Source organism: Streptomyces sp. 6N223, assembly GCF_052246635.1.
Taxonomy (GTDB): Bacteria; Actinomycetota; Actinomycetes; order Streptomycetales; family Streptomycetaceae; genus Streptomyces.
In genome coordinates, this window is record NZ_JBQQCA010000015.1 from 111,574 (window position 1) to 123,920 (window position 12,347).

A 12,347-nucleotide genomic window follows, 5' to 3' on the forward strand; every position below is an offset into this window, starting at 1 on the left:
AGAGGCACTATGGCTCTCTTCGCGCGGGCTGCCTGGCCCGCTGACCACCGCGACGAGATCATCGCGGGCGCGCTGGTGGGCGCGGTGGTGATCATCCTCGGCTACGCCTCGGGGATCGGTGTCACGTCCGTCGCGGACGCGCAGGGCGTCACCCCGCCGCCGCCCGCGGCGCTCGGGCCCAGCGACCCCGGCCCCGGTGACGGGCCGGAGGAGGACGAGCCGGAACCCGGGCCCGAGCCCGAGCCCGCGCCCGAGCCCGGACCGGACGACGACGACGGGACGGACGAGACGGACGGGGTGGACGAGGGCGCGGGCGGCCTGCCGCCGGCGTTCCCCGGGCCGACGGACGGGGCCGGCGACCACGCCGGACACGAGGAACACGAGGAACACGAGGAACACGAGGAGCACGACGAGCCCGGCGGCGGCTCCGGGGGGCACACGCCCTCGCCCTCCCCGAGCGACCCGGACTCCCCGCCGCCGTCCCCCTCCCCCACGCCCACCGACGACCCCTGCGCGGACGGCGAGGTCCACCTCGCGGAGCCGCTGCTCGTCTCCACCGTGGGCACCGTCTCCTCGCTCCTCGACGGCCTCTTCGGCGCCCCCGGCGGCGAGGCACCGGCGTCGGCGCCCCCGCTCTGCCTGGGCATCGGAGACACGCCGTGATCGCGCACACCCCCGCCGGGCCGCTCGGCCCCGACCCCGCCGTGCGCGACGCCCTGACCGTGGCGCACGGGATCGGCTACCTCTCCCTCGCGCTCTTCCTCGGCGGGCTCGCCTTCCTCGCCCTGCTCTGGCCCCGGGGCGCCACCGAACGCCGCGCCCGCGCCGTCCTCGTCCTCGCCTGGGCGGCCGGGGCACTGTCCACCGTGGCGACCGCCGGCCTCGAAGGCGCCTACGCCACCCAGGGAACGCCCGCCGACGCGCTCACCCTCGACGCCTACCGCGAGGTGCTGGAGACCGACGCCGGCGTGGCGCTGGCGGGCCGCGCCCTGCTGTGGCTGCTCGCCACCGTCGTCCTCGCCGCCGTGCTCCAGGGCGGCGAGCGGGCCGCGCGCTCGCCCGGCTGGCGCGTCGGGGCGGCGGCCGTCGGCTTCGGCCTGCTGCGCACCACCGGCATGTACGGGCACAGCGCCGAGGGCAGCCGCCCCGCCTGGGGCGAGGCCGCGAGCCTCGTCCACCTCGTCGGCGTGTCGCTGTGGGTCGGCGGCCTGGTGCTGCTGACCGTCGCCGTGCTGCCGCGCCGCCGCCCGGCCGAGCTGGCCGTCGTCGTCCCGGCGTACTCCCGGCTCGCGGCCGGGTCCGTCGCCGCCATCGCCGCCGCCGGGCTGGTCCTGGCCTGGCAGGTGGTCGGCTCGTTCGACGGCCTGCTGCACACCGACTACGGGCGGCTGCTGCTGGTCAAGACCGCGATCGTCGGCACGACGCTGCTCGTCGCCCTGCGCAGCAGGAACTGGGTACGCCACCGGCTCGGCGCAGCCGGCCCGGCCGGGAGCGTCCGGCCCTTCGTCTACTCGGTCGCCGCCGAGACGGTGCTCGTTCTCGCCGTACTCGCAGCGACGAGTGTGCTGGTCACGTCCACTCCGGGCCGCTGACCGAACCACCGCAGAAAGCACGGAACACAGAACCCAGAAAGGGAAAACGCGATCATGACCGACACCGTCAACACCGACAGCGACGCGGGGGGAGGCGGTCGGCGACGCCGGACGCCGTCCCGCTCCCGGTCCCGCCCCTCGACCCGGAGCAACCGGACCCTGCTGATCGGCGGCCTGGCCGCGGCGTTCTCCGCCGTGCTGTGCCTGGGCGCGCTCCAGTCGGCGACGTCCGGCACGGCCGCCACGGCCGTGGACGCCGCGCCCGCCGCCGCGGAGCAGGAGCCGCGGGCCCAGAGCGGGTCCGGGCACGGCGAGCACAGCGCCTCCGACGAGCAGGCGGCGCCCTCCGCCGACGGCGGGCAGGCGCAGGCCGACCAGACCGGGGAGGCCGAGGCGTCGGACGACTCGGCGAGCACCGCCGCCGCGCACGAGGTGACCATCGCGGACTACGCCTTCAGCCCGGCGACGCTGACCGTCAGCGTCGGCGACACGGTCACCTGGACCAACGAGGACACGGCGCCGCACGACGTCACCACGACCTCGGGTCCCGACACGCTCGACTCCGGCACGCTGGAGACCGGCGAGAGCTGGTCGTTCACCTTCGACGAGCCGGGGACGTACGAGTACTACTGCACGATCCACCCCGACATGACCGCCAGCATCGTCGTCACGGCGGACGGCGGCGGCAGCACGGGCGGGGACTCCGGCGGCGACACCGGCGGGGACACCGGCGGCGACACGGGCGGCGACACCGGGGGTGACTCCGGCGGCCACTCGGGCGGCAGCACCGGCGGCAGCGGTGGTGGCGGCGGCGGGGACGACGAGATGTGCCAGAGCGTCGATCAGGTCCTCATGCCGATCCTGGAGCACATCAACTCCGCCCACCTGGAGCTCTCCCCGAGCGAGCAGGTGCAGGACGCCCTCGATCTCGACCAGTACATCAACACCCACACGGTCTGGATCGAGACCATCCTCACGGCGGCCTCCGAAGGCGGCGGCTCGGTCCTCGACGAGACGCTGACCGTGCTGCTCGACCACGTCACCGGCGCGCACCTGGAGCCCTCGCTGAGCCAGCAGGTCGCGGACATCCTCAACCTCGACCAGTACATCAACACCCACACGGTGTGGGCCGAGAACCTCCTCGCGCCCACGCAGGACTACCTGATCGACAACTGCTGAGGGAAGGGGGACGGCGGCACCGGGCCGGCCGAGTCGCAGTCGGCCGGCCCGGTGCCTGCCCCCATCCTGCCCTGGCGCCCCCGCATCCCACGCGCAAGGTGACCGACATGACGACCGCCGCTCCCCGACTCCTCCTCGCCGCGCTGCTGTCGCTGGCCGCCGCGCTGGTCCTCCCGGCGACGGCCGCGGGCCCGGCGTACGCCGCCACCCGGCAGGTGGTGATCGCCGACTACGCCTACGGGCCGGCCACGCTCACCGTGCCGCTCGGCACCACCGTGACCTGGACCAACGAGGACACCGCCCCGCACGACGTGCAGACCACATCCGGCCCCGCGACGCTCGACTCGCCGATGCTGGAGCAGGGCGACGAGTGGAGCCACACCTTCACCACGCCCGGCACGTACGACTACTACTGCACGGTGCACCCGGAGATGGTCGCCCGCGTCGTGGTGGAGGAGCCGGAGTCCGAGCCGGAGCCGACGACGCCTCGGCCCGAGCCCGAGCCCGAACCGGAGCCGACGCACGACCACGGCGACCACGAGCACGGGGAGGGCGAGCACGGGGAGGGCGAGGACGAGGACGACCCGGCGACGGGCGAAGCCGGAGGTGACGGGGCCGGGGCGCCCGGAACCGCGCCCGAGCCGTCCGCCTCCCGCCAGGAAGAGCGGGAACAGAGGGAACAGAACGAGGACGCCTCTCCCACGGCCGAGCCGACCCCGACGCCGACGCCCGCACCCACCCCTACGCAGATCGCGGCGGACCCGGCCGCCACCACGGAGGAGCTGGACCCGCTCCTGGTCGTGACCGGGGTCGTCACGGGCGTCGCCGTCCTCTGCCTCCTGCTCGCCGCCTCGCGCTCCGCCGCCGCCCGGCGGCGCTAGCTCAGCCAGCCCGGCGTGATCATCCCGCTCTCGTACGCCAGGATCACCAGCTGCGCCCGGTCCCGCACGCCCAGCTTGGTCATGATGCGGCTGACGTGCGTCTTCGCCGTCGCCGGGCTGAGCACCAGGCGCTGCGCGATCTCGTCGTTGCTCAACCCCGCGCCCACCAGGCCCATCACCTCCCGCTCGCGCTCGGTGAGGGCGTTCAGCCGCGGCGCCGGGTCCGGCTGCCTGGCCCTGCCCGCGAACTCGGCGATCAGCCGCCGCGTCACCGTCGGCGCGATCAGCGCGTCGCCGCGCGCGCAGACGCGGATGCCGCGCAGCAGCTCCTCCGGGTCGGTGTCCTTGACGAGGAAGCCGGAGGCGCCCGCGCGCAGCGCGCCGAAGACGTAGTCGTCCACATCGAAGGTGGTGAGGATGACGACGCGCACGCCCGCCAGGCGTTCGTCGCCGGCGATCCGCTCGGTGGCGGCCAGCCCGTCCGTCTGCGGCATCCGGATGTCCATCAGCACCACGTCGGGCCGCAGTTCGCGCGCCAGGCGCACGGCCTCGTCCCCGTCGGCCGCCTCGCCGACGACCTCGATGTCGTCCTCGTCGTCGATGATCGACCGGAACCCGGCCCGCACCAGCCGCTGGTCGTCGGCGAGGAGGACTCTTACACATCTTGCGTTGGGGTCCCCGGGGCGCGTCGCGGTCATGGCAACCAGGGTAGGCGTGCACCCACTTGGAAGCCCCGCCCATGCGCCACGGGGGCAACGCACGGACGGGGCGGCTCGGGGCGGCTGCCGCCCTTGGGTCAGCCGCGTCGTGCTGCGGCGCGCTCCCTGACCTGGGCGGACTGCTCAAGCACTGTGAGCCAGTACGCCCGTTCTTCGTCGCTGACTTCGTCCAGCCCTTCAAGGTCGGCGTATTCAGCGTGTGGGGGCGCGCCGTTGCGGATGGTGGGTGGCTCAGCCGGTGGCAATTTCATGGTCGGCGGATCGTGGGGATTGGTGGCCGGAATGGGGGGTACGGCCCCGCTACGTCCCGCGTCAGCACGGTGGCGGCCCGAAGGGTGGATGAGCAACCCGAGCCACGCAATGAAGCGGGCGGTAAGGTTCTGCACGTCAACAGCTCCGATCTGTTGGCCATGCCCCGGGGGTGTTCGCGCACCCGCCGGGGCCCTCGCTCGATGTTCGAATTGGCTAACTGGTCTGCTCTTGCTGGCTAGACTCCCGTCATGGTTGACGCCTTCGTTCCGTATGAACGGCATCCGGCTTGCGGGGTGTGTCCGGCAAGGCGATTTCCGCTGGAGGAATTCGACGTTGCCGAGCGGCCATCCCGAGATTTCCCGTTCAATCCCGAGGACGGCCACCGGTACACAGCGGACGGCGCTCCCGTCTGTGTCCATCCGGACAAGGTGGGAGTTCCCGCAGCCCGCTACAAGTCGGACGGCATTTCGCTGACCGCCGAATTGGCGTTGCCCGACAGTGCGGATGAGCTTGCCGAGTACTTGCGCGAGGTGTTGCACGGCGCAGCGCCCGGCGTTCTCGACGCGCTTGTTGAGAAGGCCGCTTCCGAGATCGGGTCGCCGTTTCCCGGAAGTCAATGTGACTGAGACGCTGCGCCGCGCGCTCAATTAGGCGGCCGGGGCCTCGAAGGTGATGCGGTGTTCGCGTCCGGAGCGGGCCAGGCCGATGCTGTCGTATCGCTCGGCCAGCAGCACCCGGCGCCGGACCACCTTGCTGTGGTCCTGCCAGTAGCGGGACGGCGGCTCGCCCCAGGCGGCGACGTAGGCGGAGTGCGTGAAGTCGCCCCGGGTGTAGTCGATGTGCTCCTGGTCCGTCTGGTGAATGATGTGCACGCCGACGCGCTGCGCGATGCGCGACAGGAGCTGCGGCTGAGCGATCATCGCGTGCGTCATCTCGTCCACGGGAACGGCGATCGGGATTTCCGCCGCGTTCTCGTCGCCGGTCAGCTCGTAGACGACCGCCTTGAGCGACAGGGCCCGAAGCCCCTCGATGAGGAGGGCGGGGGCGTCGTTCTCAAGGTGCCATTCACTGATGACCGGAAAGCCGGTGAAGCACTGCCAGTCCTCGGAGTATTCGAGGGTGGCCGCCTCGAAGGCGCCGTATTCCCGGTCGGCCTGAATGGCGACCAGGATTTGATGTGCCCTTTCCGCCACCCGGTCGGGCGACGGCAGGGCGATGGTTACGGTCACTACCGAACTCCTTCGCGTTTCGGGTCGGGTTGTGCCTTGCAGTTCCCGCCCCTGCCGTAGTGCTGTCCTCTTTCCGCCGACAGGGACGGGGTTGAAATCCCGATCCCGCAGAGGCCGCTACGGGAACTTCTCCGCAGAATCGGAAACCTTGGGGTGCGGTTTCTCTTCGGTCAAAAGCGGTAGCTGGTGATCGGTTCGAGTGTCCCGCCCGCGCATTGCGGGCATGGGACCTTCCATGTGCCTGTGCAGGTGTCGCAGCCGAAGAAGCCGTAGCAATGCGGGCACCAAATCTTCCGGTGACCGAAGCAGGTACCGCAGTAGAAGGAGGGGGGATCACTGCTGCGGCTCTGCCTCGGCTCCCTGGATATGCTCACCCGGCAAGCTCAGCGTCGGCGATCTCGACCGCCGCACTCAGCCGTTCCCCTATGACGCACCGGGAACCGGCCGAGCAGTCGCCGCACTCTTCATCGTGCATCTCGGCGGCGGAATGAAGTTGCTGCACATCGGCGGACTTCGGAAATGCGGAGACTTCGCGTTCAGGCATGACAACCCTCCGGCGAGAACGGTCGCAAGTCGCTGCGCCGGGCCTGCCACTCCTGACCGCCGCCCTGCGGTCGGAGCATCGCGTACGGGCCCGCCTGGCCCATGTAGACGCCCACGCGGCCGGCCGCGTCTCTCACCAGCTCGCCCACCTTCGGGTGATCGTGGTTAGTCTTGCTCATGGCTGCCTGGCCTTTCAGGTGGTCCATGCCCCCGGGCCGTCTAGCCACGGTCGCGGGGGTGCGGCATATGCGCGCCCTACGAGCTTCGCCAGGGCGGGCAGGCATGGACACAGGGAACGGGGAACCCCGCAAGGGGTTTTGGGGAACCCCGCTGACCGCGCCAGAGCTACCCTTGGGGTACATCGCTGCCGAGCCTGCTAGGTGAGCCATGGACGACCGCGCAGCCAAGCGCACCGGCTACCCGCTGACGATCCCTGACGCCCTCCTGAACAGCGAACCGATGCGGACGGCGTGTGCAACCCGCAACTTCGCAGAAGTCTTCCGACTGGTGAACAGGCGCACCGGGTCCAGTTACGCCGTCATGGCAGCCGCCATCGGCAAGATGACGAGTTCGCGTATCAGTGACGTAATCAGGGGAGTTCGAGGCATCCGAGGAAAGGAGGTCATCGAACGCATTGCCGATGGCTTCGGCATCCCGGGACAAATGCTCGATTTACCTCCTCGCTCGTGGGAGGGTTCTCCAGAAAGCATTGACGATCCGGACAGCGATCACAATAGAGTCCCGACTGCGCTCGTCGATAAGCAAGAGCGTGCCGAATATTCTGACTCTGAAATGCCGCATGATTCGGAGGTGGCATCAGTGGACCGACGCGCTTTCGTCTCCGCGAGTGCTGCCGCGCTGACAGTTGGCCAGATGCCGCCTGCGCAACTTGACCGTGGCCGACGTGTTATTCAAGCACTGGATGTGATGGGCAACGATAGCTCCGGCGAAATCGCGGATAGTGTCGGCGAGCTAGTTGATCATTATTCATTGACGATGTCCAGTATGGCGCCCGTGGAAGTCTACGACGAACTTGTTGTAGTGAGGTCATACGTGAATGGATATCTCAAGAATCCAGGAGCGATGCGGCGATACAAAGACATGAACCTTGCAACCGGCTGGCTATCATGTCTGCTCGCGATCGCCGCTTGCGATATGGGGGCACATGCGGCAGCGAATCTCTGGTGTGCCGATGCTGAACGGCGGAGCCGTGAAGCAGGACATCCCGAACTAGCGGGCTGGGCTATGCTGACAAAATCCATGGTTGCCTATTACCAGGGACGACCACGCCAGTCGGCGGCGCTTGCGTCCCAGGGGCACAATGCCACTTCAATCGGCATGGTCGTTCATGCGAAGTTGGCTGCCCAAGAAATGAGAGCGGCGGCAATGGCTGGCGATGCAGAGGGAATGGATAATTCCATGCGCTACGCCGCGAAGGCCATGAAGAGGATTCCCCCATCTCGCGTTAAGCTAACAGGCTCCTTTTCTATTGCTCTGGCGGACGACCCGCCATACACCGCAACATCTCTTATGCTTCTAGGTCGATACCCGGAAGCTGTTTCGGCGACCGACCGAGTTATTCAGACACACTACCGAGCTGAAACCCGCCAGCATGGAGAGAATCCGTCAGGTTACGCCCGCGCACTCCTCATCATGGGGCTTGCGAAAGCTGGAACCGGAGACTTGGATGAAGCAGTTTCGGCGGGGCACGCGGCCCTCACTGGAAGTCGTCCAGCATGGCCGACTGTTGTACTCGCTGGCAAGCTGAATGAAGTTCTGAAACGCGACTTCTCCAGTGCACGACAGACCGCCGAATACAACGCTCGCTATCTGGAAACGACTGGACGTATGAGTAGCCAAGCCCAACCGCCCACACCTTGTGAGGGTCGTGAATGAACAGCGAAAACCTGACTGTCGATCAGATCGGTGAAATCACTGAGTTCGTAGACATCGAAGCTCCGCCGCCTGGGGAAAAGCCGACCGCTCACCTCATCTTTGGAACCAATCAAATCCAGCCTGTTGAGATCGCCGCAAAGAGATATCACCAGGGGCTAGCTCCCCTGATCATCGCCACGGGTGGCACTAATCGCCACAATGGCATTGTAGAAGGCAGCGAGTTTCGCAAGCTGCTGATTGAGCGCGGCGTTCCCGACTCGGTTATCCGATACGAGGATCAATCAGCCAACACTTGGCAGAACGTAGAATTTGCCCTCCCCTTCCTGCGTGAAGCCCTGGATTCTGGATTGACGATCACGGCCATCAGCAAGTGGTACCACCGTCGCACACTGCATTCTCTTGCGAGCCTACTTCCGGATATCACTCCCTTCTACGCTATCTCGTGGGAGCCCATTTATGCGGGACGGTCAGTGACCAGGGTTGATTGGCCTGGTATCCCCGATGGCAAGCGGAGGGTGATCCGAGAGTGGGAAGAGGTTTCCCGCCGTGTCGCCGATGGTAGTTTCCGCAGAGCCGAACTAATTGATGGTGCATGGCGCTGCTGATCCGCCAGCAACTCGACAGCAGAAAGCCCGCTCTGGCGCCAGTCACAGCGCGGGATGGGGCGTTGCATCTTATTGGTCGTCAGGCATCGTTCTGAAGGTGTGCCCGTGGTCGCCCTGCGAGGCTGGCAGGAATGCCGCCCGGTCGTCGGTGATTCCCCTCACCGCACCGGGAGCCCAACGGCTTCCAGACCGGAAACCCGCAGGTCACGGACCCTACGTGGGCAAGGGTTCACTCCCTCCTCGGCCAGCACCACGCTGATCACAAGCCCTCCCCTTCCGCAGACTCCGCAGGCAACGGCAGCCGGGCGGCCACCCGGAAGCCGGAGCCAGTATCGACGGCCGCGAGCTCGCCGCCCAGCGCCCGTGCCCGCTCCGCCATGCCGCGTATGCCGCTGCCGCTGGTGTCGCCGCCGACCGAGCCCCGCCCGTCGTCCTCGATCCGCACGCGCAGCTCCCCCGGCTCGTACTCGACGCGCACCACGGCGTGGGCGGCCCGGGCGTGGCGGGTGACGTTGGTGAGCGACTCCTGCACGATGCGGTACGCCGCGAGCGAGATCTGCGGCGGCACCACGGGCGGCTCCCCGGTGGTCTCGACCGTGACGTCGAGCCCGGCCGCGCCCGCGCGTTCGGCCAGCTCGCCCAGCCGGTCGAGCCCGGCGGCCGGGGCGGTGGGCGCGGCCTCGTCGACCTGCCGCAGCACGCCGAGGGTGGCGCGCAGCTCGCGCAGCGCCTCCCTGCTGGTCTCGCGCACCGACTCCAGGGCCTGCACCAGCTCGGCGGTCTCGCCGGGGCGCTTGGCGCTGCGGTGCACGGCGGCGGAGGCCTGCACGTTGATCAGGGAGATGTTGTGGCCGAGGACGTCGTGCAGCTCGCGGGCGATGCGCAGGCGTTCCTCGGTGGCGGACTGGCGGGCGCGGACATCGCGTTCCCGCTCGGCGGCCAGCGCGCGCTGCTCGGCCTCGTGCTGGTAGGCGTGGCGGATCAGCATGGCGTGGCCGAAGGCGATGACGCTGAGCAGCCAGCCGCTGAGCAGCGCGATGGACGCGGGTTCCACGTGCTGGTCGTCCTCGAAGACCATGAGCTCGGTGTACGCCAGCAGCAGCGTCGTCAGGGCGGCGATGGTGAGGGCGGCGGCGAGCTGCCCGGAGCGGGCGACGAAGTAGAGGGAGACGATGAACGCCACCATCACCGTGGGCCCGTCGGCCAACGAGAGCGGGTAGTACGCGCAGGCCAGGAGCAGCGTGACCACGGAGACGGCCATGGGCCAGCGGCGGGCGAAGGCGAGCGCGAGCCAGGCGGCGAGGGCGAGGAGCCAGCCGACCGCGGCGGGCGCCCGGCCGCCGTCGATGTCCTTGAACAGCGCGAGTCCGGTGTCGACGAGCAGGGCGATGCCGGTCAGCTGCATCACGCGGTCGCGCGCGGCGGCTCGCAGAGCGGGCACGGAGGGGGCGGACATGTCGCCCAGAGTACGTAGGCTGGGGTGCGGCAGCGCGGTTCCGCTCAATACCGCTCACTACCGCCCGCGCTGTGTCGTTATGAGCATCTTTGGCGTGTGAAGGAGGCAGTCCCCCATGACCGGCCCAAGCGAGGAGCCCGCGCACGACCCCGAGGTGCTCCAGCTGGCGGCGAAGGTGTTCGACCTGGCCAGGCAGGGCGACACCGACACGGTGGCGGCGTACGTGGACGCGGGCGTGCCCCCGAACCTCAGCAACGACCGGGGCGACACGCTGCTGATGCTGGCCGCCTACCACGGGCACGCGGACACGGTGCGCGTGCTGCTGGCGCGCGGCGCGGACGCGACGCGGCCGAACGACCAGGGGCAGACGCCGATCGCGGGCGCGGTCTTCAAGGGCGAGGCGGACGTGGTCCGGGTGCTCCTGGAGGCCGGGGCCGACCCGGCGGCGGGCCAGCCGTCCGCGATCGACACGGCGCGGATGTTCGGGCGTACGGAGCTGCTCGACCTGTTCGGCGCGAGCTAGACACGGGCGGAGGGCAGCGGAGGGGGAGCGGAGGGGTAGGTGTGGGGCATGGACGCCGAGAGCCCCATCAGCGACGCCTACCGCGACGACTCCACCACCAACGTCCTCTTCCGCGTCTTCCGCCGCCTGGGCTGGAGCGACCTGGTCAACTGCGGCTACTACACGGTGCCGACCGCGCCCGCGCTGCTGGGTGGCCTGGCGTTCTTCCAGCGGCGCCTCGTCGCGCGCTCCCTCGCGCTGCTGAACGCCGGCCCCGGCGACCGGGTGCTCGACGCCTGCTGCGGACGCGGCTACACCACGGCCCGCCTGGCCGGCGCCGGCTGCCGCGCGCTCGGGGTGGACATCAGCACGTCGCAGATCCGCGAGGCGCGCGAGCGCTTCGGCGGCCGTCCGCGCGCGGCCTTCGCCGTCGGCGACGTGACCGCGCTGCCCCCGGAGGCGGAGGGTGCCACCGTCACCGACGGCTCCTTCGACCGGGCGCACTGCCTGGAGGCCGCCTTCCACTTCGGCTCTGAGGGCCGACGCGCCTTCCTGGCCGAAGCGTTCCGGGTGCTGCGGCCCGGCGGGCGGCTGGTCCTGGTGGACTTCACCTGGCGCACCCCCGACCCCGGCGCCATCGCCCGGCTCGACCCCGAGCGGCGCGTGCGCGACGCGTGGCGTTTCGAGGAGCTGGAGCCGAGGGAGCGCTACCTGGCCCTCGCCCGCTCCGCCGGCTTCCTCCCGACCCGCGTCCTCGACTGGACGCGGAACGTCAGCGACCCCTTCGCCCGGCTCGGCACGGCGCTGTCCCGCGTGGCCGCCTCCCGCGCCGGCAGAAGCGCGCTGTGCCTGCGGTGGCGCGGACTGCGTGACCTCACCGAGCGGGACTGGCGCGAGGTGACGGCGTCGATCCACGCGCACGAGACCGTGAGCCGGTACACCGGCTACACGGCCCTGGTTCTCGACAAGCCCTGGGACAAGCCCTAGGACAAGCCCTGGAGGGTGTACAGGCGGCGGGCGTTGTCCGCGGCGACGAGCGCGGCCACCCGCTCGGCGTCGGCCCGGGACCAGGCGCCCTCGCGGGTCCACTGGCCGAGCAGCCCGCCCAGGGCCTGACGGAACGCCTCGGCGCCGACGAGGTACAGCTCGGGCAGCCCGTAGGCGTCGGTGGAGAACAGCAGCTTGCCGAAGGGCGTCAGCTCCAGCATCTCGCCGAGCACGGCCTGCGCGCGGGCGCCGGTGTGGGTCAGCGTCAGGCCCACGTCGGCGTAGACGTGCGGGTAGACGGCGGCGAGGTATCCGGCCTGCCGGTGGTAGGGGTAGCCGTGCAGCAGGACGAGGCGGCAGCCGGTGGGCTGGACGGCCTGGACGAACGCGATGAGAAGGGCCGGGTCGGCGCGGTCGAGGCGGAGGTCGCTGTCGCCGAAGCCGGTGTGTATCTGCAGCGGCAGCCCGGTCTCGGCGGCACGCCACAGCAGATGCCGCAACAGCAC

The 12,347-nt window shown here is 69.8% G+C and carries 15 protein-coding genes; 9 read left to right on the forward strand and 6 right to left on the reverse strand.

Annotated elements, in window-relative coordinates; translation table 11 throughout:
• Positions 1-9 precede the first annotated feature (9 nt).
• From ACTWQH_RS12525 to ACTWQH_RS12540, 4 genes are all read left to right on the forward strand, one after another.
• A complete protein-coding gene (locus ACTWQH_RS12525; protein ID WP_443286534.1) occupies positions 10-663 on the forward strand; it encodes a hypothetical protein in 654 nt (217 codons plus the stop codon).
• A complete protein-coding gene (locus ACTWQH_RS12530; protein WP_443286535.1) occupies positions 660-1,592 on the forward strand; it encodes a copper resistance D family protein in 933 nt (310 codons plus the stop codon). The genes ACTWQH_RS12525 and ACTWQH_RS12530 overlap by 4 nt, the downstream gene beginning before the upstream one ends.
• Before the next feature lie 54 nt (positions 1,593-1,646).
• A complete protein-coding gene (locus ACTWQH_RS12535) occupies positions 1,647-2,771 on the forward strand; it encodes a cupredoxin domain-containing protein (RefSeq protein WP_443286536.1) in 1,125 nt (374 codons plus the stop codon).
• A 107-nt stretch (positions 2,772-2,878) separates the two neighbouring features.
• Entirely contained in the window at positions 2,879-3,652 is a 774-nt protein-coding gene (locus tag ACTWQH_RS12540) for a cupredoxin domain-containing protein (RefSeq protein WP_443286537.1), read from the forward strand.
• On the opposite strand, the gene ACTWQH_RS12545 is transcribed toward ACTWQH_RS12540, so the two are convergent.
• Complete coding sequence (locus ACTWQH_RS12545; RefSeq protein WP_443286538.1) at positions 3,649-4,350, reverse strand: response regulator; 702 nt, start codon at positions 4,348-4,350, stop codon at positions 3,649-3,651. The genes ACTWQH_RS12540 and ACTWQH_RS12545 overlap by 4 nt on opposite strands.
• Positions 4,351-4,871: 521 nt before the next feature.
• On the opposite strand from ACTWQH_RS12545, the gene ACTWQH_RS12550 reads away from it, so the two are divergent.
• Positions 4,872-5,249, forward strand: a complete 378-nt coding sequence (locus ACTWQH_RS12550; RefSeq protein WP_443286539.1) for a hypothetical protein — start codon at positions 4,872-4,874, stop codon at positions 5,247-5,249.
• Between the two features lie 21 nt (positions 5,250-5,270).
• Here the strand turns inward: ACTWQH_RS12550 and ACTWQH_RS12555 are convergent, their stop codons facing one another.
• The 3 genes from ACTWQH_RS12555 to ACTWQH_RS12565 all read right to left on the reverse strand — a co-directional run bounded on the left by ACTWQH_RS12555 (position 5,271) and on the right by ACTWQH_RS12565 (position 6,574).
• Positions 5,271-5,852, reverse strand: coding sequence for a hypothetical protein (locus ACTWQH_RS12555; RefSeq protein WP_443286540.1), 582 nt, complete (start codon positions 5,850-5,852; stop codon positions 5,271-5,273).
• A 370-nt stretch (positions 5,853-6,222) separates the two neighbouring features.
• Entirely contained in the window at positions 6,223-6,396 is a 174-nt protein-coding gene (locus ACTWQH_RS12560) for a hypothetical protein (RefSeq protein ID WP_443286541.1), read from the reverse strand.
• Positions 6,389-6,574 carry a hypothetical protein gene (locus ACTWQH_RS12565; RefSeq protein ID WP_443286542.1) on the reverse strand — a complete coding sequence of 62 codons (186 nt, stop codon included), beginning with the start codon at positions 6,572-6,574 and terminating at the stop codon, positions 6,389-6,391. Before ACTWQH_RS12565 ends, ACTWQH_RS12560 begins: the two co-directional genes overlap by 8 nt.
• A 208-nt stretch (positions 6,575-6,782) precedes the next feature.
• On the opposite strand from ACTWQH_RS12565, the gene ACTWQH_RS12570 reads away from it, so the two are divergent.
• Together ACTWQH_RS12570 and ACTWQH_RS12575 are read left to right on the forward strand one after the other, a co-directional pair.
• Positions 6,783-8,291, forward strand: a complete 1,509-nt coding sequence (locus ACTWQH_RS12570) for a hypothetical protein (RefSeq protein WP_443286543.1) — start codon at positions 6,783-6,785, stop codon at positions 8,289-8,291.
• On the forward strand, positions 8,288-8,896 hold the full coding sequence (locus ACTWQH_RS12575; RefSeq protein WP_443286544.1) for a YdcF family protein: 609 nt from the start codon (positions 8,288-8,290) through the stop codon (positions 8,894-8,896). Before ACTWQH_RS12570 ends, ACTWQH_RS12575 begins: the two co-directional genes overlap by 4 nt.
• A gap of 259 nt (positions 8,897-9,155) precedes the next feature.
• On the opposite strand, the gene ACTWQH_RS12580 is transcribed toward ACTWQH_RS12575, so the two are convergent.
• Positions 9,156-10,352, reverse strand: a complete 1,197-nt coding sequence (locus ACTWQH_RS12580) for a sensor histidine kinase (RefSeq protein WP_443286545.1) — start codon at positions 10,350-10,352, stop codon at positions 9,156-9,158.
• A 115-nt stretch (positions 10,353-10,467) separates the two neighbouring features.
• On the opposite strand from ACTWQH_RS12580, the gene ACTWQH_RS12585 reads away from it, so the two are divergent.
• Positions 10,468-10,875, forward strand: coding sequence for an ankyrin repeat domain-containing protein (locus ACTWQH_RS12585; RefSeq protein ID WP_443286546.1), 408 nt, complete (start codon positions 10,468-10,470; stop codon positions 10,873-10,875).
• 48 nt (positions 10,876-10,923) lie between these two features.
• Positions 10,924-11,841, forward strand: a complete 918-nt coding sequence (locus ACTWQH_RS12590) for a methyltransferase domain-containing protein (RefSeq protein WP_443286547.1) — start codon at positions 10,924-10,926, stop codon at positions 11,839-11,841.
• Here ACTWQH_RS12590 and ACTWQH_RS12595 read toward each other — a convergent pair.
• Positions 11,838-12,347 (reverse strand): amidohydrolase family protein (locus ACTWQH_RS12595; protein ID WP_443286548.1); only part of this gene is annotated, 510 nt, incomplete at its 5' end. The two genes, ACTWQH_RS12590 and ACTWQH_RS12595, sit on opposite strands and share 4 nt — an antisense overlap.

Coding starts and splice junctions, on each gene's coding strand:
- ACTWQH_RS12525 (WP_443286534.1), top strand. CDS start 10: ATGGCTCTCTTCGCGCGGGCTGCCTGGCCCGCTGACCACCGCGACGAG.
- ACTWQH_RS12535 (WP_443286536.1), top strand. CDS start 1,647: ATGACCGACACCGTCAACACCGACAGCGACGCGGGGGGAGGCGGTCGG.
- ACTWQH_RS12540 (WP_443286537.1), top strand. CDS start 2,879: ATGACGACCGCCGCTCCCCGACTCCTCCTCGCCGCGCTGCTGTCGCTG.
- ACTWQH_RS12545 (WP_443286538.1), bottom strand. CDS start 4,350: ATGACCGCGACGCGCCCCGGGGACCCCAACGCAAGATGTGTAAGAGTC.
- ACTWQH_RS12550 (WP_443286539.1), top strand. CDS start 4,872: ATGGTTGACGCCTTCGTTCCGTATGAACGGCATCCGGCTTGCGGGGTG.
- ACTWQH_RS12560 (WP_443286541.1), bottom strand. CDS start 6,396: ATGCCTGAACGCGAAGTCTCCGCATTTCCGAAGTCCGCCGATGTGCAG.
- ACTWQH_RS12565 (WP_443286542.1), bottom strand. CDS start 6,574: ATGAGCAAGACTAACCACGATCACCCGAAGGTGGGCGAGCTGGTGAGA.
- ACTWQH_RS12570 (WP_443286543.1), top strand. CDS start 6,783: ATGGACGACCGCGCAGCCAAGCGCACCGGCTACCCGCTGACGATCCCT.
- ACTWQH_RS12575 (WP_443286544.1), top strand. CDS start 8,288: ATGAACAGCGAAAACCTGACTGTCGATCAGATCGGTGAAATCACTGAG.
- ACTWQH_RS12580 (WP_443286545.1), bottom strand. CDS start 10,352: ATGTCCGCCCCCTCCGTGCCCGCTCTGCGAGCCGCCGCGCGCGACCGC.
- ACTWQH_RS12585 (WP_443286546.1), top strand. CDS start 10,468: ATGACCGGCCCAAGCGAGGAGCCCGCGCACGACCCCGAGGTGCTCCAG.
- ACTWQH_RS12590 (WP_443286547.1), top strand. CDS start 10,924: ATGGACGCCGAGAGCCCCATCAGCGACGCCTACCGCGACGACTCCACC.